Annotated in this window: 23 protein-coding genes; 16 read left to right on the plus strand and 7 right to left on the minus strand. The window is 71.6% G+C overall.

Going from position 1 to position 25,435, the window contains the following annotated elements:
* Positions 1 to 30 precede the first annotated feature (30 nt).
* A complete protein-coding gene (gene acnA, locus ACFUO4_RS09705) occupies positions 31 to 2,748 on the minus strand; it encodes an aconitate hydratase AcnA (protein WP_383481820.1) in 2,718 nt (905 codons plus the stop codon).
* A 286-nt stretch (positions 2,749 to 3,034) separates the two neighbouring features.
* On the opposite strand from acnA, the gene ACFUO4_RS09710 reads away from it, so the two are divergent.
* From ACFUO4_RS09710 to ACFUO4_RS09750, 9 genes are all read left to right on the plus strand, one after another.
* The gene (locus tag ACFUO4_RS09710; protein ID WP_383481823.1) at positions 3,035 to 3,553 is read left to right on the plus strand and encodes a hypothetical protein; all 519 of its coding nucleotides are present in this window, start codon (positions 3,035 to 3,037) and stop codon (positions 3,551 to 3,553) included.
* A gap of 41 nt (positions 3,554 to 3,594) precedes the next feature.
* Complete coding sequence (locus tag ACFUO4_RS09715) at positions 3,595 to 3,795, plus strand: DUF4236 domain-containing protein (RefSeq protein WP_079310023.1); 201 nt, start codon at positions 3,595 to 3,597, stop codon at positions 3,793 to 3,795.
* 64 nt (positions 3,796 to 3,859) lie between these two features.
* Positions 3,860 to 5,389: a helix-turn-helix domain-containing protein gene (locus tag ACFUO4_RS09720; protein WP_383481827.1), complete on the plus strand. Its 1,530-nt coding sequence runs from the start codon at positions 3,860 to 3,862 to the stop codon at positions 5,387 to 5,389.
* Positions 5,390 to 5,533: 144 nt separating this feature from the next.
* On the plus strand, positions 5,534 to 6,697 hold the full coding sequence (locus tag ACFUO4_RS09725; protein WP_079310025.1) for an FAD-binding oxidoreductase: 1,164 nt from the start codon (positions 5,534 to 5,536) through the stop codon (positions 6,695 to 6,697).
* Positions 6,694 to 6,993 (plus strand): (2Fe-2S)-binding protein, encoded by a 300-nt coding sequence (locus tag ACFUO4_RS09730; RefSeq protein WP_079310026.1) that lies wholly within the window; start codon positions 6,694 to 6,696, stop codon positions 6,991 to 6,993. Before ACFUO4_RS09725 ends, ACFUO4_RS09730 begins: the two co-directional genes overlap by 4 nt.
* Positions 6,983 to 8,404 (plus strand): FAD-dependent oxidoreductase, encoded by a 1,422-nt coding sequence (locus tag ACFUO4_RS09735; protein WP_383481831.1) that lies wholly within the window; start codon positions 6,983 to 6,985, stop codon positions 8,402 to 8,404. Before ACFUO4_RS09730 ends, ACFUO4_RS09735 begins: the two co-directional genes overlap by 11 nt.
* Before the next feature lie 47 nt (positions 8,405 to 8,451).
* Positions 8,452 to 9,351 carry a dihydrodipicolinate synthase family protein gene (locus ACFUO4_RS09740; protein ID WP_383481834.1) on the plus strand — a complete coding sequence of 300 codons (900 nt, stop codon included), beginning with the start codon at positions 8,452 to 8,454 and terminating at the stop codon, positions 9,349 to 9,351.
* 36 nt (positions 9,352 to 9,387) lie between these two features.
* A complete protein-coding gene (locus ACFUO4_RS09745; protein WP_383481837.1) occupies positions 9,388 to 10,389 on the plus strand; it encodes a proline racemase family protein in 1,002 nt (333 codons plus the stop codon).
* A 97-nt stretch (positions 10,390 to 10,486) separates the two neighbouring features.
* Positions 10,487 to 11,209 (plus strand): GntR family transcriptional regulator, encoded by a 723-nt coding sequence (locus ACFUO4_RS09750; protein WP_383481840.1) that lies wholly within the window; start codon positions 10,487 to 10,489, stop codon positions 11,207 to 11,209.
* Positions 11,210 to 11,285: 76 nt separating this feature from the next.
* Here ACFUO4_RS09750 and ACFUO4_RS09755 read toward each other — a convergent pair whose 3' ends face one another.
* Positions 11,286 to 13,493, minus strand: coding sequence for an MMPL family transporter (locus ACFUO4_RS09755; RefSeq protein ID WP_383481843.1), 2,208 nt, complete (start codon positions 13,491 to 13,493; stop codon positions 11,286 to 11,288).
* Between the two features lie 87 nt (positions 13,494 to 13,580).
* On the opposite strand from ACFUO4_RS09755, the gene ACFUO4_RS09760 reads away from it, so the two are divergent.
* The gene (locus ACFUO4_RS09760; RefSeq protein WP_383481846.1) at positions 13,581 to 14,162 is read left to right on the plus strand and encodes a TetR/AcrR family transcriptional regulator; all 582 of its coding nucleotides are present in this window, start codon (positions 13,581 to 13,583) and stop codon (positions 14,160 to 14,162) included.
* A gap of 63 nt (positions 14,163 to 14,225) precedes the next feature.
* Here ACFUO4_RS09760 and ACFUO4_RS09765 read toward each other — a convergent pair whose 3' ends face one another.
* A complete protein-coding gene (locus ACFUO4_RS09765; RefSeq protein ID WP_079310032.1) occupies positions 14,226 to 14,645 on the minus strand; it encodes a DUF6299 family protein in 420 nt (139 codons plus the stop codon).
* A gap of 255 nt (positions 14,646 to 14,900) precedes the next feature.
* Here ACFUO4_RS09765 and ACFUO4_RS09770 point away from each other — a divergent pair, with 255 nt between their 5' ends.
* On the plus strand, positions 14,901 to 15,086 hold the full coding sequence (locus ACFUO4_RS09770) for a DUF5999 family protein (protein ID WP_079310055.1): 186 nt from the start codon (positions 14,901 to 14,903) through the stop codon (positions 15,084 to 15,086).
* Positions 15,087 to 15,090: 4 nt separating this feature from the next.
* Here the strand turns inward: ACFUO4_RS09770 and ACFUO4_RS09775 are convergent, their stop codons facing one another.
* Positions 15,091 to 15,489 carry a RidA family protein gene (locus ACFUO4_RS09775; RefSeq protein ID WP_079310033.1) on the minus strand — a complete coding sequence of 133 codons (399 nt, stop codon included), beginning with the start codon at positions 15,487 to 15,489 and terminating at the stop codon, positions 15,091 to 15,093.
* A 22-nt stretch (positions 15,490 to 15,511) separates the two neighbouring features.
* Complete coding sequence (locus ACFUO4_RS09780; protein ID WP_383481851.1) at positions 15,512 to 16,642, minus strand: acyl-CoA dehydrogenase family protein; 1,131 nt, start codon at positions 16,640 to 16,642, stop codon at positions 15,512 to 15,514.
* Positions 16,643 to 16,790: 148 nt separating this feature from the next.
* Here ACFUO4_RS09780 and ACFUO4_RS09785 point away from each other — a divergent pair, with 148 nt between their 5' ends.
* From ACFUO4_RS09785 to ACFUO4_RS09805, 5 genes are all read left to right on the plus strand, one after another.
* Positions 16,791 to 18,395 carry an AMP-binding protein gene (locus ACFUO4_RS09785; protein ID WP_179143424.1) on the plus strand — a complete coding sequence of 535 codons (1,605 nt, stop codon included), beginning with the start codon at positions 16,791 to 16,793 and terminating at the stop codon, positions 18,393 to 18,395.
* 15 nt (positions 18,396 to 18,410) lie between these two features.
* Complete coding sequence (locus ACFUO4_RS09790) at positions 18,411 to 19,223, plus strand: PaaX family transcriptional regulator C-terminal domain-containing protein (protein ID WP_079310035.1); 813 nt, start codon at positions 18,411 to 18,413, stop codon at positions 19,221 to 19,223.
* Between the two features lie 98 nt (positions 19,224 to 19,321).
* Positions 19,322 to 19,885 carry an adenylyl-sulfate kinase gene (gene cysC, locus ACFUO4_RS09795; RefSeq protein WP_079310036.1) on the plus strand — a complete coding sequence of 188 codons (564 nt, stop codon included), beginning with the start codon at positions 19,322 to 19,324 and terminating at the stop codon, positions 19,883 to 19,885.
* Positions 19,882 to 20,784, plus strand: a complete 903-nt coding sequence (gene cysD / locus ACFUO4_RS09800) for a sulfate adenylyltransferase subunit CysD (protein WP_383481857.1) — start codon at positions 19,882 to 19,884, stop codon at positions 20,782 to 20,784. The genes cysC and cysD overlap by 4 nt, the downstream gene beginning before the upstream one ends.
* Before the next feature lie 2 nt (positions 20,785 to 20,786).
* Positions 20,787 to 21,968, plus strand: coding sequence for a sulfate adenylyltransferase subunit 1 (locus tag ACFUO4_RS09805; protein ID WP_383481860.1), 1,182 nt, complete (start codon positions 20,787 to 20,789; stop codon positions 21,966 to 21,968).
* A gap of 16 nt (positions 21,969 to 21,984) precedes the next feature.
* Here the strand turns inward: ACFUO4_RS09805 and ACFUO4_RS09810 are convergent, their stop codons facing one another.
* Both ACFUO4_RS09810 and ACFUO4_RS09815 read right to left on the minus strand, forming a co-directional pair.
* A complete protein-coding gene (locus tag ACFUO4_RS09810) occupies positions 21,985 to 24,342 on the minus strand; it encodes a bifunctional salicylyl-CoA 5-hydroxylase/oxidoreductase (RefSeq protein WP_383481863.1) in 2,358 nt (785 codons plus the stop codon).
* Complete coding sequence (locus ACFUO4_RS09815) at positions 24,327 to 25,154, minus strand: enoyl-CoA hydratase family protein (protein ID WP_383481866.1); 828 nt, start codon at positions 25,152 to 25,154, stop codon at positions 24,327 to 24,329. The genes ACFUO4_RS09810 and ACFUO4_RS09815 overlap by 16 nt, the downstream gene beginning before the upstream one ends.
* Positions 25,155 to 25,435 lie beyond the last annotated feature (281 nt).

Below are 25,435 nucleotides of genomic sequence, written 5' to 3' on the forward strand. Positions count from 1 at the left end.
GTGCGGCCCTCGAGTGCCGTACTGAGCCGCTTACTTGCGGATCAGGCTGCGCAGCACGTACTGCATGATGCCGCCGTTGCGGTAGTAGTCGGCCTCACCGGGGGTGTCGATGCGGACGACCGCGTCGAACTCGACGCCCGTGTCGGTGGTGACCTTGACCGTGCTCGGGGTGGTGCCGTTGTTCAGCTCGGTCACGCCGGTGATGGTGAAGGTCTCCTCGCCGGTCAGGCCGAGGGAGTCGGCGTTCTGGCCGGCCGGGAACTGCAGCGGCAGGACGCCCATGCCGATGAGGTTCGAGCGGTGGATGCGCTCGTACGACTCGGTGATGACGGCCTTGACGCCGAGGAGCGCGGTGCCCTTGGCGGCCCAGTCGCGGGACGAGCCGGAGCCGTACTCCTTGCCGCCCAGGATGACCAGCGGGATGCCGGCGGCCTGGTAGTTCTGCGACGCGTCGTAGATGAAGGAGACCGGGCCGCCGTCCTGCGTGAAGTCGCGGGTGTAGCCGCCCTCGGTGCCCGGCGCGATCTGGTTGCGCAGGCGGATGTTGGCGAACGTACCGCGGATCATGACCTCGTGGTTGCCGCGGCGGGAGCCGTAGCTGTTGAAGTCACGACGCTCCACACCGTGCTCGGTGAGGTACTTGCCGGCCGGGGTGTCGGCCTTGATGGCACCGGCGGGCGAGATGTGGTCGGTGGTGACCGAGTCGCCGAGCTTGGCCAGGACGCGGGCGCCCGTGATGTCGGAGACCGGGGTGGTCTCCATGGTCATGCCCTCGAAGTACGGGGGCTTGCGGACGTACGTCGACTCCGGGTCCCACTCGAAGGTGTCGCCGGTCGGGATCGACAGGGCCTGCCACTGGGCGTCGCCCGCGAAGACGTCCTGGTAGGACTTGGAGAACATGTCCTCGCCGATGGCGTTGGCGACGACGTCGTTGACCTCGGCCTCGGAGGGCCAGATGTCGGCGAGGAAGACCGGCTTGCCGTCCTGGTCGGTGCCGAGGGCGTCCTTGGTGATGTCCACCTTCATGGAGCCCGCGAGGGCGTACGCGACGACCAGCGGCGGGGAGGCCAGGTAGTTCATCTTGACGTCGGGGTTGATACGGCCCTCGAAGTTGCGGTTGCCCGAGAGGACCGAGGTCACGGCCAGGTCGTGGTCGTTGACGGCCTTGGAGACCTCCTCCGGCAGCGGGCCGGAGTTGCCGATGCAGGTGGTGCAGCCGTAACCGACCAGGTTGAAGCCGACCTTGTCGAGGTAGGGGGTGAGCCCCGCCTTGTCGAAGTAGTCGGTGACGACCTTGGAGCCTGGGGCGAGGGTGGTCTTGACCCACGGCTTGCGGGTCAGGCCCTTCTCCACGGCCTTCTTCGCGACGAGCGCGGCGGCGACCATGACGTACGGGTTGGAGGTGTTGGTGCAGGAGGTGATGGCCGCGACCGTCACCGCGCCGTGGTCGAGCTCGTACGTCGAGCCGTCGGGGGCGGTCACCGTGACCGGGTTGGACGGGACGCCGTTGGGGGCGACCGCGGGGGCGTCGGAGGCCGGGAAGGACTCCTTGCCCGCCTCGTCCACGGCGTCGACGTAGTTGAGGACGTCCGACTTGAACTGCTGGGCGGCGTTCGCGAGGACGATGCGGTCCTGCGGGCGCTTCGGGCCGGCGATGGAGGGGACGACCGTGGAGAGGTCGAGCTCCAGCTTCTCGGAGAAGTCGGGCTCGGCGGCCGGGTCGAGCCAGAGGCCCTGCTCCTTGGCGTACGCCTCGACGAGCGCGAGCTGCTGCTCGGAGCGGCCGGTGAGCTTGAGGTAGTTGATCGTTTCGGCGTCGATCGGGAAGATCGCGGCGGTCGAACCGAACTCCGGCGACATGTTGCCGATGGTGGCGCGGTTGGCCAGCGAGGTGGCGGCGACGCCCTCACCGTAGAACTCGACGAACTTGCCGACGACGCCGTGCTTGCGCAGCATCTCGGTGATGGTGAGCACGAGGTCGGTGGCGGTGGTGCCCGGGGTGAGCTCACCGGTCAGCTTGAAGCCGACGACGCGCGGGATGAGCATCGAGACCGGCTGGCCGAGCATCGCGGCCTCGGCCTCGATGCCGCCGACGCCCCAGCCCAGCACACCGAGGCCGTTGACCATGGTGGTGTGCGAGTCGGTGCCGACGAGGGTGTCGGGGTAGGCCTGGCCGTTGCGCACCATGACCGTACGGGCGAGGTGCTCGATGTTGACCTGGTGGACGATGCCGGTGCCCGGGGGGACGACCTTGAAGTCGTCGAAGGCGGTCTGGCCCCAGCGCAGGAACTGGTAGCGCTCCTTGTTGCGGCCGTACTCCAGGTCGACGTTCTGCTTGAAGGCGTCGTTGGTGCCGAACTTGTCGGCGATGACGGAGTGGTCGATGACCATCTCGGCCGGGGAGAGCGGGTTGACCTTGGCCGGGTCGCCGCCGAGGGCCTTGACGGCCTCACGCATGGTGGCGAGGTCGACGACACAGGGCACGCCGGTGAAGTCCTGCATGATCACGCGGGCGGGCGTGAACTGGATCTCCTGGGACGGCTGGGCCTGGGAGTCCCAGCCGCCGAGGGCACGGATGTGGTCGGCGGTGATGTTCGCGCCGTCCTCGGTACGGAGCAGGTTCTCCAGCAGAACCTTGAGGCTGTACGGAAGGCGAGCCGAGCCTTCCACCTTGTCCAGCCGGAAGATCTCGTACGACTCGTCGCCCACCTGCAGCGTGCTGCGGGCGTCGAAGCTGTTCGCCGACACGACAGTCTCCTTCATTGATGTGCGCGTTCCCACCGCATCCTGCCGCCACGACGACTTGGCCGATCCGCTAAGGTCAGGCTAAGTTAGGTAACCCTAACCAGGGGTGGCGGCTGCGGTACGCCTCGGCAGATATCTCGATGTCGAGATAACTCTAGTACATGGGGTCGGACAGGTCATGCCCGGCCTCCGTTTGTGACGCCTCACACGACCTCTAGGCTCACCGTGTGATTATCCGGCGGGACGGCCCCTTCGGCGCGGGCAGACCCAAGCGCGTGGGGGACGACTCGTGAGCCGTGCCGAGTGGGTCGTCCGGCACCTGCCCGAGATGACGGCCGGACTCCGGCCCGCGCTGCGCGCCCACCTCATCCACACCCTGCGTCCGGACGACCTCACGGCCGCGGCCGCCATCGACGCCACCGCCCACCCGACCGGCCTGCACCTGCACGACGTCTCCCGGGACGGCATCCCGTACGTCGGCATCGAGTTGGCGGGCGACCTCGGTGCGCTCCTGCACGGCTCGCGGGTCGTCGCGTTCGGCGACACGGCGGTCGCCGCACGGCGCCGGCTCGCCGAAGAGGACGCCACCGGCAGCCGTACCGGCCTCGACGAGGTGCTCATCGGGCACTGGAGCAGCGCCCCGTACGACTACGGCGTCATGGAGACGTCCGAGTGCGAACTGCGGGAGTTGCGGACGGAGGGCGGTCAGGCGTCACGGCACCGGTACCTCGTCACCACCACCCCGGTGACATCGGTCACCTTCGAGGAGCCGGTCGAGCTCTGCCATCAGTACGCCAAGTCGGGGTAACCGACAGGTACGTTCCCAGACCCCCGGAAGGAGGCGTACGCATGCCCCTGACGTTCCGCAAGAGTTTCCGCATCCTGCCCGGCGTACGACTGAACATCAACCGGCACTCCTGGTCCATCACCACCGGCGGCGGAAAGAACGGTCCGCGCCACACTCACAGCAGCACCGGACGTCGTACGACATCGGTCGATTTGCCCGGACCTTTCGGATGGCGTCGCACCCGTACCCATAAGCGGCATTGACGGGGCATCACCCGAATGGCCCCATCAGAATGTGCCATCTCATATCTGAGATAGCCTCAACCTCATGGCAGACGATTACCTCGTACGCATCGGCAAGCTCATCCGTGACGCCCGGCAACACCGTGGCTGGACACAGTCGCAGCTCGCGGAGGCGCTCGGCACCAGCCAGAGCGCCGTCAACCGCATCGAGCGCGGCAACCAGAACATCAGCCTTGAGATGATCGCTCGAATCGGTGAAGCCCTGGAGAGCGAGATCGTCTCCCTGGGCTACGCGGGCCCGATGCACCTGCGAGTCGTCGGCGGGCGCCGGCTGTCCGGCGCCATCGACGTCAAGACCAGCAAGAACGCGTGCGTGGCACTGCTGTGCGCCTCTCTGCTCAACAAGGGGCGCACAGTGCTGCGCCGGGTCGCCCGCATCGAGGAGGTCTACCGCCTGCTGGAGGTGCTCAACTCCATCGGCGTGCGCACCCGCTGGATCAACGAGGGCGTCGACCTGGAGATCGTGCCGCCCGCCCAGCTGGACATGGCCGCGATCGACGCGGACGCGGCCCGCCGCACCCGCTCGATCATCATGTTCCTCGGCCCGCTGCTGCACCGCATGGACGCCTTCAAACTGCCGTACGCCGGTGGCTGCGACCTCGGGACGCGGACCATCGAGCCGCACATGATCGCGCTGCGCCGCTTCGGCCTCGACATCGCGGCGACCGAGGGGCTCTACCACGCGCAGGTGGACCGCTCGATCTCGCCGGACCGCCCGATCGTGCTGACCGAGCGCGGCGACACCGTGACCGAGAACGCGCTGCTGGCCGCCGCGCGGCACGACGGCGTGACGGTCATCCGCAACGCGTCCTCCAACTACATGGTCCAGGACCTCTGCTTCTTCCTGGAGGCGCTCGGCGTCAAGGTCGAGGGCATCGGCACCACCACCCTCACGGTGCACGGCATGCCGACCATCGACGTGGACGTCGACTACTCCCCCTCCGAGGACCCGGTCGAGGCGATGAGCCTGCTGGCCGCCGCGGTGGTCACGGAGTCGGAGCTGACGGTCCGCCGGGTGCCCATCGAGTTCCTGGAGATCGAGCTCGCGGTCCTGGAGGAGATGGGCCTCGACCACGACCGCACGCCGGAGTACTCCGCCGACAACGGCCGTACCCGCCTGGTCGACCTGACGGTCCGCCCGAGCAAGCTCGAAGCGCCGATCGACAAGATCCACCCGATGCCGTTCCCGGGCCTGAACATCGACAACGTCCCGTTCTTCGCGGCCATCGCGGCCTCCGCGCAGGGCAAGACGCTGATCCACGACTGGGTCTACGACAACCGTGCGATCTACCTGACGGACCTCAACCGTCTCGGCGGCCGGCTCCAGTTGCTGGACCCGCACCGCGTGCTGGTCGAGGGCCCGACCCGCTGGCGCGCCGCCGAGATGATGTGCCCGCCGGCGCTCCGCCCCGCCGTGGTCGTCCTGCTGGCGATGATGGCGGCGGAGGGCACGTCCGTGCTGCGGAACGTGTACGTCATCAACCGGGGTTACGAGGACCTCGCCGAGCGGCTCAACAGCATCGGGGCGCAGATCGAGATCTTCCGCGACATCTGAGTCGCACCGAGAACCACCGAATGCCGCCGCACCCCTTCGCGTGGGGTGCGGCGGCGTTCGTGCGTGTTGAGCCGCCGCCGCCCACCACCACATCACGAGCGTCGGCTCTTCCTCGAGCACAGCGGCATGTGACATAGTACTGGCGTGACCAAGCGACTGACCTGCGACGTCGTGGTAGTCGGAGCCGGGATGGCGGGCGCGGCCTGTGCCCTGTACGCCTCTCGTGCCGGCCTGGACGTCACCGTGGTGGACCGCGGCCCGGTGGCCGGGGGCACGACCGGTGCGGGTGAGGGCAATCTGCTGGTCTCCGACAAGGAGCCGGGGCCCGAGCTCGAACTCGCCCTGCTGTCGGGTCGGTTGTGGGGCGAACTGGCCGCCGAGCCGGGGCTGGGGGCCGCCTTCGAGTACGAACCCAAGGGTGGCGTCGTCGTCGCCTCCACACCCGAGGGGCTCACCGCCCTGGAGGGGTTCGCCGCCGGGCAACGGGCGGCCGGGGTCGAGGCGCTGAGCGTCGATGCTCATCAACTCCGTGAGCTGGAGCCGTACTTGACGCCGGACACGGCCGGTGGCGTGCTCTACCCCCAGGACGCCCAGGTGATGCCGACCCTGGCCGCCGCGCACCTCCTACGCGCTTCAGGCGCACGCCTGTTGACCGGCTGGAACGTGATCGACGTACCGCGCGGCGCCGACGGTGCCGTGCGCGGGGTGCGCACCGAGCGGGGCGAGATCCACGCGCCGACGGTCGTGAACGCGGCCGGCACCTGGGGCGGCGAACTCGCCGCGCTCGCCGGCGTGCACCTGCCCGTCCTCCCGCGGCGCGGCTTCGTCCTGGTCACCGAGCCGCTGCCGCGCCGGGTCCGGCACAAGGTGTACGCCGCCGACTATGTGGCCGACGTGGCCAGCGACTCGGCGGCGCTGCAGACCTCGCCGGTGGTGGAGGGCACGGCCGCCGGGCCGGTCCTGATCGGCGCGAGCCGGGAGCGGGTCGGCTTCGACCGCTCCTTCTCACTGCCCGCCGTACGGGCGCTGGCGGCGGGCGCGACCCGGCTGTTCCCGTTCCTGCAGGACGTCCGGGCGATGCGCACCTACCTCGGCTTCCGCCCGTACATGCCCGACCACCTGCCCGCGATCGGCCCCGATCCACGCGTCCCCGGCCTCGTCCACGCCTGTGGGCACGAGGGCGCCGGCATCGGACTCGCCACCGGGACCGGGCAGTTGATCGCCGAGGTGCTGAGCGGCAAGGCGCCCGCGCTGGATCTGACGCCGTTCCGTCCCGACCGCTTCGCGCCCACCGAGGAGGACGTGTGAACCCGCTGGAGCTGGTCCGGGCCCGTCCCGGGCCCCCGTTCACCGTCACGCTCGACGGGCGCGCGATCGAGGCGCTGCCCGGCCAGACCGTCGCCGCCGCGCTCTGGACGGCCGGGATCACCTCGTGGCGGAGCACCCGCGGCGAGGGGCGTCCGCGGGGCGTCTTCTGCGGCATCGGCGTCTGCTACGACTGCCTGGTCACCGTCAACGACCGCCCCAACCAAAGGGCTTGTCTCGTTCCGCTGAAGCCGGGCGACGCGATCCGCACACAGGAGGGGACGGGTCATGACGTCTGAACGGCTGCATCTGGCGGTGATCGGCGCCGGCCCCGCGGGGCTGGCCGCCACGCTGGCGGCCGCCCGGCACGGCCTACGGGTCACCCTCGTCGACTCGGCGCCCGAGGCGGGCGGCCAGTTCTACCGGCAGCCCGCCCGCGAGCTCCGCGCACGACACCCCGAGGCCCTGCACCACGAGTGGCGGACCTGGGAGCGACTGCGGGACGGCCTGCGGGAGCATCAACACCGGGGTTTTGTCGTGCACTTGACCGACCATCACGTCTGGCTCGTCGAGCGGCGCTCCGGTGGGTTCACCGTGCACGCGCTGCTCGGGCCGGAGGAGACCGAACCGGCCGAGGTGCGCGCGGACGCCGTACTGCTGGCCACCGGTGGCTACGAGAAGGTGCTGCCCTTCCCCGGCTGGACCCTGCCGGGTGTCGTCACCGCGGGCGGCGCGCAGGCCCTGCTCAAGGGCACCCTCTCGGTGAGCGGACGCACCGCCGTCGTCGCCGGGACCGGGCCGCTGCTCCTGCCCGTCGCCACCGGGCTCGCGGCGGCGGGCGTCCGGGTGGCGGCGCTGGTGGAGTCCGCCGACCCCCGGGACTTCGTACGACGGTCACGCGCGCTGTCCGCCCGACCCGCCAAGCTCGCCGAAGGCGCCCGGTATGCCGCCCGGTTGGCCCGGCACCGGGTGCGCACCCTGGTCCACCACACCGTGGTCGAGGCCCACGGCACGGACCGGCTGGAGGCCGTGACCGTCGCCGCGCTCGACCGCTCCGGACGGGTCCGGCCCGGCACCGGACGCCGTATCGGCTGCGACACCCTGGCCGTCGGCCACGGCATGCTGCCGCACACCGATCTCGCCCAGGGGCTGGGCTGCCGGATCGACGGGACCGCGGTGCACGTGGACGACGAGCAGCGCACCGATGTGCCGGGCGTGTGGGCGGCGGGCGAGGCCACCGGCATCGGGGGCGCGGCTCTCGCGCTCGCCGAGGGGCACATCGCCGGGCGGTCGATCGCCGCACGCCTGACGGGAGTCGAGCCGGACCCGCACGACTGGGCCGGTGCGGCGCGGGCCCGTACGGCGCTCCGGAGGTTCTTCGCCGCGCTCGACGAGGTCTGCGCGCCGCCCGCGCACTGGACCGGGCAGATCACCGACGACACGGTGGTGTGCCGCTGCGAGGAGGTGACCGGCGGCGCGATCCGCGAGGCCGTGACCGGGCTGGGCGCCGGGGACCAGCGGACCGTGAAGCTGCTGACGCGGGCCGGGATGGGCTGGTGCCAGGGGCGGATGTGCGGTTCGGCGGTGGCCGGGCTGGCCGGCTGCCCCGAGACGGCCGCACGCCGGCCGTTCGCCCGCCCGGTACCGCTGGGCGTGCTCGCCCGGGCCGGGGAGGCCCCGGAGGCCGTCCTGCCGGAGACCGACGTCTAGCCCTACATATCAGTGCCATGTCACACCCCATCAAAGGAGGGCTCCCGATGACCACCACCCCGCAGACCCGCCCCTGGCGCGGTGTCCTCGTCGCCACCGCGCTGCCGCTGGGCGACGACCTCTCCGTCGACTACGACAAGTACGCCGAGCACTGCGCCTGGCTGGTCGAGAACGGCTGCGACGGCGTCGTGCCGAACGGCTCCCTCGGCGAGTACCAGGTGCTCACCCCCGAGGAGCGCGCCAGGGTCGTCGAGACGGCCGTGGCCGCGATCGGCGGGGAGCGGGTGATGCCGGGGGTCGCCGCCTACGGCTCGGCCGAATCCCGCCGCTGGGCCGAGCAGGCGCGGGACGCCGGGTGTGCCGCGGTGATGCTGCTGCCGCCCAACGCGTACCGCGCCGACGAGCGTTCGGTGCTGGCGCACTACGCCGAGGTCGCGAAGGCGGGCGTGCCGGTGGTGGCGTACAACAACCCGATCGACACCAAGGTCGACCTGGTGCCGGAGCTGCTGGCGAAGCTGCACGGCGAGGGACACATCCAGGCCGTCAAGGAGTTCTCCGGCGATGTCCGGCGGGCCTACCAGCTCGCCGAACTCGCCCCGGAGCTGGACCTGTTGATCGGTGCCGACGACGTCCTGCTGGAGCTGGCGGTCGCCGGGGCGGTGGGCTGGGTCGCCGGCTACCCGAACGCGCTGCCGCGCGCGAGCGTCGAGCTGTACCGCGCGGCCGTCGCCGGGGACCTCGGCACCGCCAAGAAGCTCTACGAGCAACTGCACCCGTTGCTGCGCTGGGACTCCAAGGTCGAGTTCGTGCAGGCCATCAAACTGTCCATGGACATCGTCGGCCGGCACGGCGGCGCCTGCCGGCCGCCGCGGGTGCCGCTGCTGCCCGCGCAGGAGGCCACTGTGCGGACCGCCACGGAGAAGGCCGTCGCCGCCGGACTCGCGTAACCCCCGGCCCCCGCAGCTCGCGAAGGAGACCGCACCATGCGCAGCAAACTCGTCCTGCACGCCGTCGACTCGCACACCGAGGGCATGCCCACCCGGGTGATCACCGGCGGCATCGGCACGATCCCGGGCGCCACGATGAACGAGCGGCGGCTGTACTTCCGTGAACACCGCGACGACATCAAGCAGTTGCTGATGAACGAGCCGCGCGGGCACTCCGCGATGAGCGGCGCGATCCTCCAGCCGCCGACCCGCCCCGACTGCGACTGGGGCGTGGTCTACATCGAGGTCTCCGGGTACCTCCCGATGTGCGGGCACGGCACGATCGGCGTGGCGACCGTGCTCGTGGAGACCGGCATGGTCGAGGTCGTCGAGCCCGTCACCACCATCCGGCTCGACACCCCGGCGGGCCTGGTCGTCGCCGAGGTGGAGGTGGTGGACGGCGCCGCGAAGGCGGTCACGCTCCAGAACGTGCCGTCGTACTCCGTGGCCCTCGACCGCAAGATCACGCTCGCCGACGGGCGCACGGTGACCTATGACATGGCGTACGGCGGCAACTTCTACGCCATCCTGCCGCTGGAACAGTTCGGCCTGCCCTTCGATCGTGCCCGCAAGGACGAGATCCTCGCCGCCGGGCTGTCGCTCATGGCGGCGATCAACGCCGAGGAGGAGCCCGTCCACCCCGAGGACCCGTCCATCCGCGGCTGTCACCACGTTCATCTGATCGCTCCCGGCGCCACCGCCCGGCACTCCCGGCACGCCATGGCCATCCACCCCGGCTGGTTCGACCGCTCCCCCTGCGGCACCGGCACCAGTGCCCGCATGGCCCAGCTGCACGCGCGCGGTGAACTCCCCCTGCACACCGAGTTCGTGAACGAGTCCTTCATCGGCACCCGGTTCACCGGCCGCCTCCTCGGCACCGCGGAGGTCGCCGGACGCCCGGCCGTCCTGCCCAGCTTCACCGGCCGTGCCTGGATCACCGGCACCGCGCAGTACCTGCTCGACCCGTCCGACCCGTTCCCGGCCGGGTTCGTCCTCTAGACCGCGGGTCGGCCCTGTGGTGTGCCGCGTAGATACTGGTGGTGCGTGACATTGCACGCCCAAGGCGCCTCACGCCCGCACGAGGAGACTCCACACCATGGCCGCCACCCAGCCCAGCAGCCCGCCGGCCGCTCCGGCCACGCCCGCCCTGCCCACGCTCGGCGGCAAGAAGAGCAGCTACCGCGAGCGGGTCGCCGACGCGCTGCGGGCCGCGCTGATCGCCGGTGAGCTGCTGCCCGGCGCGGTGTACTCCGCGCCGGCCCTCGCCGCCCGCTTCGGCGTCTCGGCGACCCCGGTGCGCGAGGCGATGCTGGACCTGGTCAAGGAGGGCCTGGTCGACACCGTCCCCAACAAGGGGTTCCGGGTCAGCGAGGTCTCCGACCAGCAGCTCGACGAGTACACGCACGTCCGGCGGCTCGTCGAGATCCCGACCGTGGTGGGCCTGGCCGGGACCGCGGCCCCGGTCCAGCTGGAGGCGCTGCGTCCGGCGGCCCGCGAGATCGTGCGGGCCGCCGCGGCCGGTGACCTCGTCGCCTACGTCGAGGCCGACACCCGCTTCCACCTCGGCCTGCTCGCCCTCGCGGGCAACGCCCACCTCGTCGAGGTCGTCCGCGACCTGCGCGCCCGCTCCCGCCTGTACGGGCTGACCGCGCTCGTGGAGGCGGGCCGGCTGCTGGCCTCCGCCGAGGAGCACCTCGAACTCCTCGACGCGCTGATCGCCCGCGACGAGAAGGCGGTGCACGAGGTCATGACCCGCCACCTCGGCCACGTCCGCGGTCTGTGGGCGGCGCGGCAGGACGGCGGCCGCGAAGGGAGATGACGGTGACAGGGGGCGCCCCTTCGGGCACGCGGCCCGTGGCCGCCGGGCACCCCCTCGCCAACAGTCGGCGTCGGACTCAGCGCACGGACGCCTTGTCCCGCTCCGCCTCTTCCTCCTCCGCCGCCCCGGCCGCCGCACGTGCCGGCAGCTTCGCCCCCTCGATGTCGACGTCCGGTGTGACGCGGTCCAGCCAGCCCGGCAGTCCCCAGGCCCGGCGGCCGAGCAGTGCCATGGCCGCGGGCACGAGGGTCATGCGGACGACGAACGCGTCGACGAACACACCGAACGCCAGGGCGAAACCGATGGACTTGATGATCGGGTCGTGGTTGAAGACGAACCCTCCGAAGACCGCGACCATGATGAGCGCGGCGGCGCTGACGACCCGTCCGCTGCGTGCCATGCCCTGGGTCACGGCCTCGGCGGCGTCGCCGGTGTGCTCGTAGTGCTCGCGCATGCGGCTGACGAGGAACACCTCGTAGTCCATGGCCAGTCCGAACAGCACGCCGATGAGGAGGACCGGCAGGAAGCTGGTGACCGGTCCCGCGGAGGGGATGTCGAGGACGCCGTTCAGGTGGCCGTCCTGGAAGACCCAGACTGTGGCGCCCAGGGAAGCGGCGACCGACAGCAGGAAGCCCAGGGCCGCTTTCACCGGCACCAGCAGTGACCGGAAGGCGATGGTCAGCAGGATCAGCGCGAGGATCACGATGATGGCGATGAACAGCGGCAGCGCGTCGGAGAGTTTGCCCGCCACGTCGATCGCGGCGGCCGTCTGCCCGGCGATGTAGAGGGTGCCGCCCGCCTTCTCGACGGTGCCCGCGTTCTCCCGCAGCCGGTGCACCAGGTCGGTGGTGGCCTGGGCGTCGGGCCCGGTCTTCGGGACCACGGCGATGACGGCGAGGGTGGAGTCGGCGTTGGTGACGGGCGGGGCGGCGACCGCCACCCCTCGGTCGCCGGCGAGGGCCGTCCGCAGCCCGGTCACGGTGGTCGTACGGTCGCCGGCCGGGACCCCGTCGAGGTCGACGACGGCCGTCAGCGTGGCGTTGAAGCCGGGGCCGAAGCCGTCCGTCAGCAGGTCGTAGCTCTTGTGCTGGGTGCTGTCGACGGGCTGCGAGGCGTTGCTCGGCAGCCCGAGCCGCAGATCGCGGGCGGGCGCGGCGAGCGCGAGCAGGCCGATCACCCCGGCGAGCAGCACGAGCAGCGGCTTGCGGGTGACGGCCCGTCCCCAGGCCAGCCCCCAGGCGCCGGGCGTGCGTTCGCGCCCCTCGGTCCGCCGGGTCCGCGGCCGCAGCCGCTCGCCGAGGAAGCCGAGGGCGGCGGGTACGAGGCTGACGGCGACCAGCACCGCGAGCGCGACGGTGGCCGCGGCGGCCAGACCCATCACGGTCAGGAAGGGGATGCCGGTGACCGCGAGCGCGGCCAGCGCGATGATGACGGTCGCGCCGGCGAAGACGACCGCGCCACCGGCGGTGGCCACGGCACGCGCGATGGAGTCCTCGACGTCCTGGTCGGGGTCGGCGAGTTGCTCGCGGTGGCGGGAGATGATGAACAGGGCGTAGTCGATGCCGACGGCCAGCCCGATCATCAGGGCGAGGACGGTGGCGGTGGACGTCATCTCGACGTACCGGGTCATGAACTCGACGCCCAGGACGCCGATCGCCACCCCCACCAGCGCGGTGAGCAGCGGCAGCCCGGCGGCGACCAGGGAGCCCAGGGCCAGGGCGAGGACGGCGAAGGCGACGACCACACCGACGATCTCGGCGGGTCCGCCGACCTCGGTCTTGGCCTCCATCGCGGAGCCGCCGAACTCGACCTCCAGACCGGCGTCGCGGGCCTGTGCCATCGCGTCCGACAGGGTGTCCTTGGCCTCCTGCGTCACGTCGCTGGCCTGCTGTCCGAAGCGGACGTCCGCGTAGCCGATCCGCTGGTCGGCGGAGACGGTCCTGGCCTTGAACGGGTCGGCGACGTCCACCACACCGGGCACCCCGGCGGCCTTCTTCAGGCTCGCCTCCAGGGCCGCCGAGGTCTTCGGCCCGGTGAGCTTCTCGCCCTCGGGCGCCGCGAAGACGACCCGCGCGACGCCGCCCGCCGCCTCGGGGAAGTTCTCCTTCAGCATGTCCTGCGCCTGCTGCGACTCGATGCCCGGCACCGAGAACTCGGTCGTCACCTTGCCGTGCAGGGTGATCCCGAGGCCGCCGACGACGGCGAGCAGCAGCACCCAGGCCGCAACGACCCGGCCGCGGCGGCGTATCGCCCAGCGCGCCCACGTGTACAGGCGTGACGCCATGTTCGTTCTTCCCCTCGCTCGACTCATTACACCGTACGGCATTTTTACAGTCGACTGTAAAATCACCGTCAGTGGTAAAGTTCCGGCATGATGAGCGAGGGTCTGCGCGAACGGTCCAAGGCGCGGCGCAGGGAGGCGATCCTCCGCGCGGCGTACGAGCTGTTCGCCGACCGTGGCTTCGAGGCGACCACGATCGCCGACATCGCGGCGGCGGCGGAGGTCTCCCCGCGTACCGTCACGCTCTACTTCCCGTCGAAGCTGGAGCTGGCGATGTCCCACTTCGACGCGGCGGCGGACCGACTGGCCACGGCGTTGCGGGAGCGGAAAGACGGCTGGACGACCCTGGACGCGCTGGAGGCGTGGCTGCGCGCGGACTTCAGCGAGGCGGACGATCTGGACGACCTCCACGACCGCATGCTCGACCTCAACCCGCAGCTCAGGGCCGTCATCAACGTCCGCCTGACAGAGGTCATCCAGGAGGGCGCCCGCATCCTCGCCGAGGAACGCGGCGACGCGCCGGACGACTTCGGGCCCAGGATGGCAGCGGCCGCTGCCGCGGCGGTCGTCAGCGAGGTGTGCCATCACGCCCAGGAGGCGAACATCGACCGGGCGATCGCCTTCCTGCGCGCGGGACTCGCGACCCTCGACGGCGAGCCGGCCGGCTCCTGACGCGGTCCCGCGCTGCGGCAGCGGCGTCCGAAGCCGGTGGCGGCCGATGAGGTCGGAGCGGGGTCAGCCCGCGGTCGTCAACGTCACGTCCTGCTGCTGGGCCGCGTGGAAGCGGGGCAGCGGCAGGCCGCCCTGCGGGTGCAGTTCCATCACCGTGGCCTCGACGCGCGCCGCCCCGGGCTCCAGCGTCCCGGCGTCGACCTTGCCGGTGTTCTCCCAGCGGTGCTCGGCGCCGTCGCAGACGGCACGGGTGCCGCCGATGCCGTGGCGGACGGACGGGGACTTCTGTCCGACGGAGGAACTCACGAACGCCGGGCCGGTGTTGCCGAGGCAGCGGTAGGTGCCGGAGAGGGTGACGGTGCCGTCCTCGGCGAGGGTGCCGGTCGGGTCGACGGTCACGGTCTCGTAGGAGTCGGCGAGGGCGACAGGCGCGGCGGCCAGCAGGAGCAGGGTGGCGGCGGCGAGGGCGGGGCGTACGAACACGGGGATCTCCCAGGTCAGTGGAGTACGAGCAGGGGCCTCCACTGGTACCGGTCGGGCGCCTCGACGGGCGTGATCGTCACTCCTTCGGTGGCGAGTCCGCAGCGGTCTTCCGGGATCGGTCCGGGTGTTGTCCGCGTGTTGTCACGGTTGGCGCCGGGCCGTTCCGGTGAGTTCGCGACGGGAGCATGGTCTATCCATAGGGACGCCCCGTACGGAGAAGCCGGACGGACCGTCCACCCGATGTGGAGGTGCGCCATGTGTTCACACCAGCCTTCGTGCCCTGCCTCCGAAGCCAAGGGCTCGCACGTCGTGTCCGCCCACCCCGAGCAGGGGTGGAGCCTGCTGTGCGACGGCTCGATCGTGTTCGACGACAGCGGCGAGCTGCTGCCGGACGGGCGGGTCGTGGCGCCTCATCGTGTGCCCTTGGCCATGGCGGCCTGACCGCTCACGGCAGTACGGCGAAGCCGTCCAGCTCCAGCAACGCCCGTTCGTCCCAGAGCCTCACCACCCCCACCACCGCCATCGCCGGATAGTCCCGGCCCGCCAACGCCCGCCAGACACGGCCCAGTTCGGCCGCCCTGGCCCGGTACTCGGCGACATCCGTGGCGTACACCGTGACGCGGGCTAGGTCCGCCGGGGTACCGCCCGCCGCCCGCAGGGCCGCCAGCAGATTGGCCAGCGCCCGCTCGAACTGCTCGGGCAGCGTCTCCCCCACCACCTTCCCGTCGGTGTCCAGCGCCGTCTGACCGGCCAGGAAGACCACCCGCGATCCCGTCGCCACCACCGCGTGCGAGAACCCCGTCGGCGGTGACAGCTCGGGCGGATTGACGCGCTCGACGCTCATCGGTTCCCCTCCCGCTCGGCGCTCATCGGTTCCCCTCCCACGCGGCGTACAACTCCTTCGCGATGATCCCCCGTTGCACCTCGCTCGCCCCCTCGTAGATCCGCGGCGCCCGCACCTCCCGGTACAGGTGCTCCAGCAGATGCCCGCGCTGCAACGCCCGTGCGCCGTGCAGCTGGACGGCCCTGTCGACGACGTACTGCGCGGTCTCGGTGGCGAGCAGCTTCGCCATCGCGGCGCGCTTGGGGACGTCCGGGGCGCCTGCGTCGTGCGCCGACGCCGCCGCGTGGACCATGAGGCGGGCCGCGTCCGTGCGCAGGGCCAGTTCGGCGACCTCGTGGGCGACCGTCTGGAGGTCCTTCAACTTGCCGCCGAACGCGTCCCGTCCTGCGGTGTGCGCGAGGGTGGCGTCGAGGGCCGCCTGGGCCATGCCCACCGCGAAGGCGCCGACGCTGGGCCGGAAGAGGTTCAGCGTGCCCATCGCGACCCGGAAGCCGCGGTCCACCTCACCGAGGACGTCGTCGGCGGTGACGGGTACGGCGTCGAAGGCGAGGGCGCCGATGGGGTGCGGGGAGAGCATGTCGAGGGCGGTGCCGGTGAGGCCGGGGCGGTCGGCGGGGACGAGGAAGGCGGTCACACCGCGGGCGCCCGCGGCGCCTCCCGTCCTCGCGAAGACGGTGTAGAAGTCGGCCTCGGGGGCGTTGGAGATCCAGCACTTCTCGCCGGTCAGCCGCCAGCGGCCCGGGCCGTCGGGGCGGGCGGTCAGGGCCAGCGCGGCCGCGTCCGAGCCCGCCCCCGGCTCGCTCAGCGCGAACGCCGCCACCGCGCTGCCCTCGCCGACCCGCCCCAGCCAGCGGTCCCGCTGGGCCGGGGTGCCGTGGGCGTGCACCGGGTGGGCGCCCAGCCCCTGGAGGGCGAGGGCCGTCTCCGCCTCGGTGCAGGCGTACGCCAGGGACTCCCGCATCAGACAGAGGTCGAGGGCCCCGGAGGTGAACAGGCGGTCCAGCAGACCGAGTCGGCCCAGTTCCGCGATCAGCGGGCGGTTCACCTGCCCCGGCTCGCCCTTCTCCGCGAGCGGGCGCAGCCGGTCCGCGGCCAGCGCGCGCAACTCCGCACACCAGGCGGTTTGTGCCGGATCGAGCGAGAATGCGGGCATTGCCGGTCCTCTCTCTCCGCTGGCCCCTGCGGCGATCTCCTGGGCCCTTCGCCGACGATATCGCGTCCCATTGACTGTCGTCACCAAGACGATACGCTCGTTGCGCGAGCCCACCCACGACGCCCACAAGGCAAGGGGGCGAACCAGCATGAACCCGCGCCTGAACCCCTCGGCCCACGTCGACACCTTCGCGCGCGACCATCTGCCGCCCCCGGACCAGTGGCCCGAACTCGTCTTCGATCTGCCGGAGCTGCGGTACCCCGATCGGCTGAACTGTGCCGACGAGCTGCTGACCGGCCCGCCCGCTGACCGGCCCGTGTTCCACACCCCGTCCGGCGACTCGTGGACGTACGGCACCCTGCGCGCCCGTGTGGACCGCCTCGCGCATCTCCTCACCGGCGAGCTGGGCGTCGTACCCGGCCATCGCGTCCTGCTGCGCGGCCCGACCACCCCGTGGCTGGCGGCCTGCTGGCTGGCGGTGCTGAAGGCGGGGGCGGTCGCGGTCACGGTGCTGGCCCAGCAGCGGCCGCACGAGCTGGCCACGATGTGCGAGATCGCGGAGATCGGGCACGCCCTGTGCGACATCCGGGCCGTCGACGACCTCGCCAAGGCCGAGATACCGGGGCTGCGGATCACGACGTACGGCGGCGACGCCCCCGACGACCTGCTGAACCGGACGGCGCCGGACACCCCGTACCCGGCGGTGCAGACCTCCGCCGACGACGTGGCGCTGATCGCCTTCACCTCCGGCACCACCGGGCGCCCCAAGGGCTGCATGCACTTCCACCGGGACGTCCTCGCCATAGCCGACACCTTCGCCCGGCACGTGCTGCGGCCGCACGCGGACGACGTCTTCGCCGGCAGTCCCCCGCTCGGCTTCACCTTCGGGCTCGGCGGGCTCGTCGTCTTCCCGATGCGGGCGGGCGCGAGCGCGCTCCTGCTCGAACAGGCCGGTCCCAAGCAGCTGTTGCCCGCCCTCGCCGAGCACCGGGTCTCGGTGCTGTTCACCGCGCCGACCGCGTACCGCGCGATGCTCGACGAGCTGGACGGGTACGACCTCTCCGCGCTGCGCCGCTGTGTCTCCGCGGGCGAGAACCTGCCCGCCGCCACCTGGCGGGCCTGGCAGGAGCGGACCGGGCTGCGGATCATCAACGGCATCGGCGCGACCGAGCTGCTGCACATCTTCATCTCCGCCGCCGACGAGCACATACGCCCGGGGACCACCGGGGTGCCCGTACCCGGCTGGCACGCGCGCGTGGTCGACGAGGAGGGCCGCGACCGGCCGAACGGGGAACCCGGGCTGCTCGCCGTGCGCGGGCCGGTCGGGTGCCGGTACCTGGCCGATCCGCGCCAGCGCGAGTACGTGCGCTTCGGCTGGAACATCACCGGTGACACCTACGTCCGTGAGGACGACGGCTACTTCCGGTACGTCGCCCGCGCCGACGACATGATCATCTCGGCCGGGTACAACATCGCGGGCCCGGAGGTCGAGGACGCGCTGCTGAGGCATCCGGACGTGGTGGAGGCCGCGGTGGTGGGGCGTTCCGACGAGGCACGGGGGCAGGTCGTGGTGGCGTACGCGGTCGTCAAGGAGGGCGCCGAACGGGACGCCGACACCCTGCGCGCGTTCGTCAGATCGGAGCTGGCGCCGTACAAATGCCCCCGCGAGATCGTCTTCCTGGACGCGCTCCCGCGCACCGCGACCGGCAAGCTCCAGCGCTTCAGACTGCGCACCGAGGGTGACCAGCAGTGATGCCGACGACCTAAGATGATCAACGTGTCCGACCAGCATGCACCACGGTCTCTCATCGTCACGCTCTACGGCGCCTACGGCCGCTTCGTGCCCGGCCCGGTACCGGTCGCCGAGCTGATCCGGCTGCTGGCCGCGGTCGGCGTGGACGCGCCCTCCGTCAGATCCTCCGTGTCCCGGCTCAAACGCCGCGGACTGCTCGTGCCCGCACGCACGGCGCAGGGCGCGGCCGGATACGAACTCTCTCCCGAAGCCCGCCAGTTGCTGGAGGACGGCGACCGCCGCATCTACGCCGTCGCCCCGCCCGAGGACGAGGGCTGGGTCCTCGCGGTGTTCTCCGTCCCGGAGTCCGAGCGGCAGAAGCGGCACGTGCTGCGCTCCCGGCTGGCCGGCCTGGGATTCGGGACCGCGGCCCCGGGCGTGTGGCTCGCGCCCGCACGGTTGTACGAGGAGGCCCGGCACACCCTGGAGCGGCTGCGCCTCGATCCGTACGTCGACTTCTTCCGCGGCGAGCACCTCGCCTTCGCCGCCACCGCCGACGCGGTCGCCCGCTGGTGGGACCTGGCGGCGATCGCCAAGGAGCACGACGCCTTCCTCGACCGGCACGCACGCGTGCTGCAGGCCTGGGAGGACCGCGAGGACACCCCGCCCGAGGAGGCCTACCGCGACTACCTCCTCGCCCTGGACTCCTGGCGCCACCTCCCCTACATCGACCCCGGCCTGCCCGCCCGGCTGCTCCCCGAGGACTGGCCGGGCGGCCGCTCGGCGGCGGTGTTCCGCGGCCTGCACGCGCGGCTGCGGGACGCGGGGGCGGCCTTCGTGGGCGTCTGAGGGCTAAGGGAACCCTCAGGTTCCTCTGTCTCTCTTCTCAAGGTTCTTACCTAGCGTCCCTCGGGTCGCCTGTCGGTAAGGGAAGAGGACTGTTGCGCATGACCACCACGGCAAGGGCCTGTCGTCCGGCTCGGGGAGCCACCGTCTGGCTCACCGGGCTGCCGAGCGCGGGCAAGACCACCATCGCCCGCCGGCTCGGTGAGCGGCTGAGGGCCGAGGGGCATCGCGTGGAGGTCCTCGACGGCGACGAGATACGCCGCTTCCTCTCCGCGGGCCTCGGCTTCTCCCGCGAGGACCGGCACACCAACGTCCAGCGCATCGGCCTGGTCTCCGAGGTCCTCGCCCGCAACGGCGTCCTGTCCGTCGTCCCGGTCATCGCGCCCTACGCCGACAGCCGCGAGGCCGTCCGCAAACGGCACGAGGCGAGCGGGACGCCGTACATCGAGGTGCACGTCGCCACGCCGGTCGAGGTGTGCAGCGAGCGGGACGTGAAGGGGCTGTACGCCCGGCAGGCCGCGGGCGAGTTGTCGGGGCTGACCGGCGTCGACGACCCGTACGAGGCTCCGGTGGACGCGGCGCTGGTCCTTCGGACCCAGTCGCAGACCCCGCAGGAGTCGGCCGACGCGGTGTACGCCGTGCTCGCGGAGCGGGGGCTGGTGTGAGCGGCTTCGGCCTGTCCCACCTGGACGCTCTCGAGTCGGAGGCGGTGCACATCTTCCGTGAGGTGGCCGGTGAGTTCGAGCGGCCGGTGATCCTGTTCTCCGGCGGCAAGGATTCCATCGTCATGCTGCACCTGGCGCTGAAGGCGTTCGCCCCGGCGGCGATCCCCTTCTCGCTGCTGCACGTGGACACCGGGCACAACTTCCCCGAGGTCCTGGAGTACCGGGACCGCACGGTGGCCAAGCACGGGCTGCGGCTGCATGTCGCCTCCGTGCAGGACTACATCGACCGGGGCGTGCTGAAGGAGCGTGCGGACGGCACCCGCAACCCGCTCCAGACGCTGCCGCTGACCGAGAAGATCCAGGCGGAGAAGTTCGACGCCGTCTTCGGCGGCGGCCGACGGGACGAGGAGAAGGCCCGGGCCAAGGAGCGGGTGTTCTCGCTGCGCGACGAGTTCTCCCAGTGGGACCCGCGCCGGCAGCGGCCCGAGCTGTGGAACCTCTACAACGGACGGCACGCCCCCGGCGAGCACGTCCGCGTCTTCCCGCTGTCCAACTGGACCGAGCTGGACGTCTGGCAGTACATCGCCCGCGAGCGGATCGAACTCCCCGGGATCTACTTCGCGCACCGGCGTGAGGTCTTCCGGCGCGGCGGGATGTGGCTGACCGCCGGCGAGTGGGGCGGCCCGAAGGAGACGGAGACCGTCGAAAAGCGGCAGGTCCGCTACCGCACGGTCGGCGACATGTCCTGCACCGGTGCCGTGGACTCCGACGCCGTGACCCTGGAGCAGGTCATCACGGAGATCGCCGCCTCCCGGCTCACCGAGCGCGGCGCGACCCGCGCCGACGACAAGATGTCCGAGGCCGCGATGGAAGACCGCAAGCGCGAAGGGTATTTCTAGCCATGACCGTTGACACGCTGCGGTTTGCCACGGCCGGTTCCGTCGACGACGGCAAGTCCACGCTGGTCGGCCGGCTGCTGCACGACTCCAAGTCGGTCCTCACCGACCAGCTGGAGTCGATCTCCCGCACCGGCACCCCCGATCTGGCCCTCCTCACGGACGGCCTGCGCGCCGAGCGCGAGCAGGGCATCACGATCGACGTCGCCTACCGCTACTTCGCGACCCCGCGCCGCCGGTTCATCCTCGCCGACACCCCGGGCCATGTGCAGTACACCCGCAACATGGTCACCGGCGCCTCCACCGCCGAGCTGACGATCATCCTCGTCGACGCCCGCAACGGCGTGGTCGAGCAGACGCGCCGCCATGCCGCGATCGCCGCCCTGCTCCGCGTCCCGCACGTGGTCCTGGCGGTCAACAAGATGGACCTCGTCGGGTACGAGGAGAAGGAGTTCCAGCGGATCGTCGAGGAATTCGCCGGAGAAGCGGCCGAGTCGGACCTGCCCTCCTTCACACCGGTCCCCGTCTCCGCGCTCGTCGGCGACAACGTGGTGGACCGCTCGGCGCGGATGGACTGGTACGAGGGTCCGGCGCTGCTGGAGTTCCTGGAGAACGTCCCGGTCGGCGTCGGGGCCACGGACGCGCCCGCCCGTTTCCCCGTCCAGTACGTCATCCGGGACGGCGAAGTCCGCCACTACGCGGGCCAGTTGGCGTCCGGCACGCTGCGGGTCGGCGACCGGGTCACCATCCATCCGTCGGGCGTCACCTCCGAGATCACCGGCATCGACGTGCTGGGCGTCCCGGCGGAGGTGGCGTACGCGCCGCAGTCCATCGGGGTGCGCCTCGCCGACCAACGGGACGTCTCGCGCGGCGACATGATCACGGCCGGGGTCGATGTGCCGGCGCTCACCCGGGAGGTCCGGGCCGCCGTCTGCCATCTGGCCGACCGTCCGCTGCGGGTCGGTGACCGGGTGCTCGTGCGGCACACGACCCGGACCGTGAAGGCGATCGTCCAGGACCTGGGCGGAGCAGCCGAGTTGGGCGCGAACGACCTGGGCCGCATGGTGCTGCGCACGGCCGAGCCGCTCGCCCTGGACGACTACGCGGTCTCCCGGCGCACCGGTGCGTTCCTCCTGATCGACCCCGCGGACGGGGCGACACTGACGGCCGGAATGGTCGAGCTCTAGCCCGTCGACGGTTCCCTCAAGTCCCCAGCGTCAGCCGGGGCTTGGGGGCGTCCGTGCGCCCGGTCTGCGGGCGGCGGCTGCCCGCCCGGTACGGGGCCGGCCAGACGACGCCGGGTCCGTCGTACCCCTGCTCGGCGGCGGCGTGCAGGGTCCAGTGCGGGTCGTAGAGGTGGGGGCGGGCGAGGGCGCACAGGTCCGTGCGCCCGGCCAGGATCAGGGAGTTGACGTCGTCCCAGGACGAGATCGCGCCGACCGCGATCACCGGGATGCCGGTCTCGTGGCGGATCCGGTCGGCGAAGGGCGTCTGGTACGACCGCCCGAACTCCGGCCGCTCCTCGGCCACGACCTGCCCGGTCGACACGTCGATCGCGTCGACGCCGTGCGCGGCGAAGGCGCGGGCGATCTCCACGGCTTCCTCAGCGGTGGTGCCGCCCTCGGCCCAGTCGGTGGCGGAGATGCGGACGGTCATGGGCCGCTCGTCGGGCCATACGCCCCTGATGGCGTCGAAGACTTCGAGGGGGAAGCGCAGGCGCTTGGCGAGCGTGCCGCCATAGGCGTCGGTGCGGCGGTTGGTGAGCGGGGAGAGGAAGCCGGAGAGCAGATAGCCGTGCGCGCAGTGGAGTTCGAGGAGGTCGAAGCCCGCGCGGGCGGCCCGCCAGGCGGCGGCCGTGAACTGCTCACGAAGATCGGTGAGTTGCGCGCGGGTGAGCTCGCGCGGGGTCTGGCTGCCGGGCCGGTACGGCAGTGCGGACGCGGCCACCAGGGGCCAGTTGCCGTCGGGGAGCGGTTCGTCCATCCCCTCCCACATCAGCTTGGTCGAGCCCTTGCGGCCGGAGTGGCCGAGCTGCACACCGATCGCGGTGCCCGGCGCCTGCGTGTGCACGAAGTCGGTGATCCGCCGCCACCCCTCGGCCTGCTTGCCGTTGTAGAGGCCGGTGCAGCCGGGGGTGATGCGCCCCTCCTCGCTCACGCACACCATCTCGGTCATCACCAGGCCCGCGCCGCCGAGGGCCCGCGCTCCGAGGTGGACGAGATGGAAGTCGCCGGGCAGGCCGTCGGTGGCGGAGTACATGTCCATCGGCGAGACCACGACCCGGTTGCGCAGGGTCAGTCCGCGCAGCCGGAACGGCGTGAACATCGGGGGCGTGCCGGGCGGGCAGCCGAACTCGCGCTCCACCGCGCCGGTGAAGTGGGCGTCGCGCAGGCGCAGGTTGTCGTGGGTGACCCGGCGGCTGCGGGTGAGGAGGTTGAACGCGAACCGGCGTGGCGGCTGGTCCAGATAGCGGGCCAGGTCCTCGAACCACTCCAGGCTGGCGCGGGCGGCGCGCTGCGTGGAGGCGACGACGGGTTTGCGTTCGTCTTCGTAGGCCTGGAGTGCCGTGGGCAGGTCCGGTTGCTCCCCCAGACAGGCGGCGAGGGCGAGGGCGTCCTCGACGGCGAGTTTGGTGCCGGAGCCGATGGAGAAGTGCGCGGTGTGGGCGGCGTCCCCGAGCAGCACGGTGTTGCCGTGGGACCAGTGCGCGTTGACGACCGTACGGAAGGTGGTCCAGGCCGAGTTGTTGGACCGCAGCGGCCTGCCGCCGAGGGCGTCCGTGAAGATCTTGGCGCAGCGGTCGAGGGACTCCTGGGTGTCGAGCTCCGCGAAACCGGCCGCCTGCCAGACCTCTTCGCGCATCTCCACGATCACGGTGGAGGCGTCGGGCGCGTATGGGTAGCCGTGCAGCTGCATCACGCCGTGTTCGGTCTCGGCGATCTCGAAGCGGAAGGCCTCGAAGGCGAAGTCGGCGGCGAGCCAGATGTAACGGCAGCGGTGAGTGGTGATGTGGGGGCGGAAGGCCTGCCGGTACGCCTCGCGGGTGGTGCTGTTGATGCCGTCGGCGGCGATGACGAGGTCGTGGGTGTCGGCCAGGTCGGGCGGGGCCTCGGCGCGGAAGCGGAGGTCCACGCCGAGGTCGCGGCAGCGGGCGTGGAGGATCTCCAGGAGGCGTTTGCGGCCCAGGGCTGCGAAGCCGTGTCCTCCGGAGGTTTGGCGGGTTCCTCGGTGGACGATGTCGATGTCGTCCCAGCGGATGAAGTGCTGTTGGAGGGCCTCGTAGACCTGGGGGTCGGCGTGTTCTATGCCGCCCAGGGTTTCGTCGGAGAGGACGACTCCGAAACCGAAGGTGTCGTCGGGGGCGTTGCGTTCCCAGACGGTGATTTCTCGGGTGGGGTCCAGGCGTTTGAGCAACGCGGCCGCGTAGAGGCCGCCGGGACCTCCGCCGATGATCGCGATGTGCAGGGGGTGGCTGAGCGGGGATGGCGACTGCCGGCCGAATGTGGCTGGTCGCGCAGTTCCCCGCGCCCCTGGCGGCACCACCATCACCGTCCTTGCCATTTCGGAGCCCGCTTCTCCTTGAACACCCTGTGGAACTCCGCGTAATCCTCCCCGTTCATCAGCAACGCCTGCGTTGACGCGTCCAGTTCCACCGACGCCGCCAGGGGCATGTCCAGCTCCGCCGTGAGGAGGGCCTTCGTCTGGGCGTAGGCCAGGGCGGGGCCTTCGGCCAGGCGGCGGGCCAGGGTCTGGGAGGCCTCGTCCGCGCGGCCCTCGTCGGTGAGTTCGCTGATCAGACCGATGCGTTCCGCCTCCGGTGCGCGGACCTGGTCGCCCAGCATCAGCAGGCGGGTCGCGTGGCCGAGGCCGACCACCCGGGGCAGCAGGTAGGCCGCGCCCATGTCGCCGCCGGACAGGCCCACCCGCGTGAACAGGAAGGCGAACCGGGCGGTCGGGTCGGCCACCCGGAAGTCCGCGGCGAGGGCGAGGACCGCCCCCGCGCCGGCCGCCACCCCGTGCACCGCCGCGATCACCGGGAACGGACACTCCCGTACGGCCCGCACGACCTGGCCCGTCATCCGGTTGAAGTCGAGGAGCTGCGCCGTGTCCATCGCCAGGGTCGCGCCGATGATCTCGTCGACGTCGCCGCCGGAGCAGAAGCCACGCCCCTCCCCGGCCAGGACGAGGGCCCGTACCGAGCGCTCCCGGGACAGCTCGGCGAGGAGGTCGCGCAGGTCGGCGTAGGCGCCGAAGGTGAGCGCGTTGAGTTTGTCGGGGCGGGCGAGGGTGACGGTGGCGACGCCCGCGGTGAGGTCCACCCGCAGATGCTCCCAGCGGGCGGTTCGGGCGGCGGAGCCGGTGAAGGGACTCATGCGTGCGGCCTCCCCAGGTGAGGTGCGCTCTACCCGCGCTCTACGCGCTCTGCCCTTCGAAGTTATCACTCATCTTTGACTGTCGTCATGAGCCCGCGATAACGCCGTCCGGTTGTGACCCGGCCCCGTCACATCCGTCACGGCTCGTCAACAGGGCGGCAACGAGGGGAGCAGCCGTGCGAGGCGGGGCGTTGTCGGGGGTAAGCCGCCCGGTAGCGGGGCCGAAGGTCCCGCGCGGTGCCCCTCGGATGCCTCTGCCGGTCGGCGCCGTACCATTCATA

The organism is Streptomyces sp. NPDC057280, from assembly GCF_042668605.1.
Classification (GTDB): domain Bacteria; phylum Actinomycetota; class Actinomycetes; order Streptomycetales; family Streptomycetaceae; genus Streptomyces.

Coding starts and splice junctions, on each gene's coding strand:
- ACFUO4_RS09715 (WP_079310023.1), top strand. CDS start 3,595: ATGCCCCTGACGTTCCGCAAGAGTTTCCGCATCCTGCCCGGCGTACGA.
- ACFUO4_RS09720 (WP_383481827.1), top strand. CDS start 3,860: ATGGCAGACGATTACCTCGTACGCATCGGCAAGCTCATCCGTGACGCC.
- ACFUO4_RS09735 (WP_383481831.1), top strand. CDS start 6,983: ATGACGTCTGAACGGCTGCATCTGGCGGTGATCGGCGCCGGCCCCGCG.
- ACFUO4_RS09740 (WP_383481834.1), top strand. CDS start 8,452: ATGACCACCACCCCGCAGACCCGCCCCTGGCGCGGTGTCCTCGTCGCC.
- ACFUO4_RS09745 (WP_383481837.1), top strand. CDS start 9,388: ATGCGCAGCAAACTCGTCCTGCACGCCGTCGACTCGCACACCGAGGGC.
- ACFUO4_RS09750 (WP_383481840.1), top strand. CDS start 10,487: ATGGCCGCCACCCAGCCCAGCAGCCCGCCGGCCGCTCCGGCCACGCCC.
- ACFUO4_RS09755 (WP_383481843.1), bottom strand. CDS start 13,493: ATGGCGTCACGCCTGTACACGTGGGCGCGCTGGGCGATACGCCGCCGC.
- ACFUO4_RS09760 (WP_383481846.1), top strand. CDS start 13,581: ATGATGAGCGAGGGTCTGCGCGAACGGTCCAAGGCGCGGCGCAGGGAG.
- ACFUO4_RS09770 (WP_079310055.1), top strand. CDS start 14,901: ATGTGTTCACACCAGCCTTCGTGCCCTGCCTCCGAAGCCAAGGGCTCG.
- ACFUO4_RS09775 (WP_079310033.1), bottom strand. CDS start 15,489: ATGAGCGTCGAGCGCGTCAATCCGCCCGAGCTGTCACCGCCGACGGGG.
- ACFUO4_RS09780 (WP_383481851.1), bottom strand. CDS start 16,642: ATGCCCGCATTCTCGCTCGATCCGGCACAAACCGCCTGGTGTGCGGAG.
- ACFUO4_RS09785 (WP_179143424.1), top strand. CDS start 16,791: ATGAACCCGCGCCTGAACCCCTCGGCCCACGTCGACACCTTCGCGCGC.
- ACFUO4_RS09790 (WP_079310035.1), top strand. CDS start 18,411: ATGATCAACGTGTCCGACCAGCATGCACCACGGTCTCTCATCGTCACG.
- cysC (WP_079310036.1), top strand. CDS start 19,322: ATGACCACCACGGCAAGGGCCTGTCGTCCGGCTCGGGGAGCCACCGTC.
- ACFUO4_RS09805 (WP_383481860.1), top strand. CDS start 20,787: ATGACCGTTGACACGCTGCGGTTTGCCACGGCCGGTTCCGTCGACGAC.
- ACFUO4_RS09810 (WP_383481863.1), bottom strand. CDS start 24,342: ATGGCAAGGACGGTGATGGTGGTGCCGCCAGGGGCGCGGGGAACTGCG.
- ACFUO4_RS09815 (WP_383481866.1), bottom strand. CDS start 25,154: ATGAGTCCCTTCACCGGCTCCGCCGCCCGAACCGCCCGCTGGGAGCAT.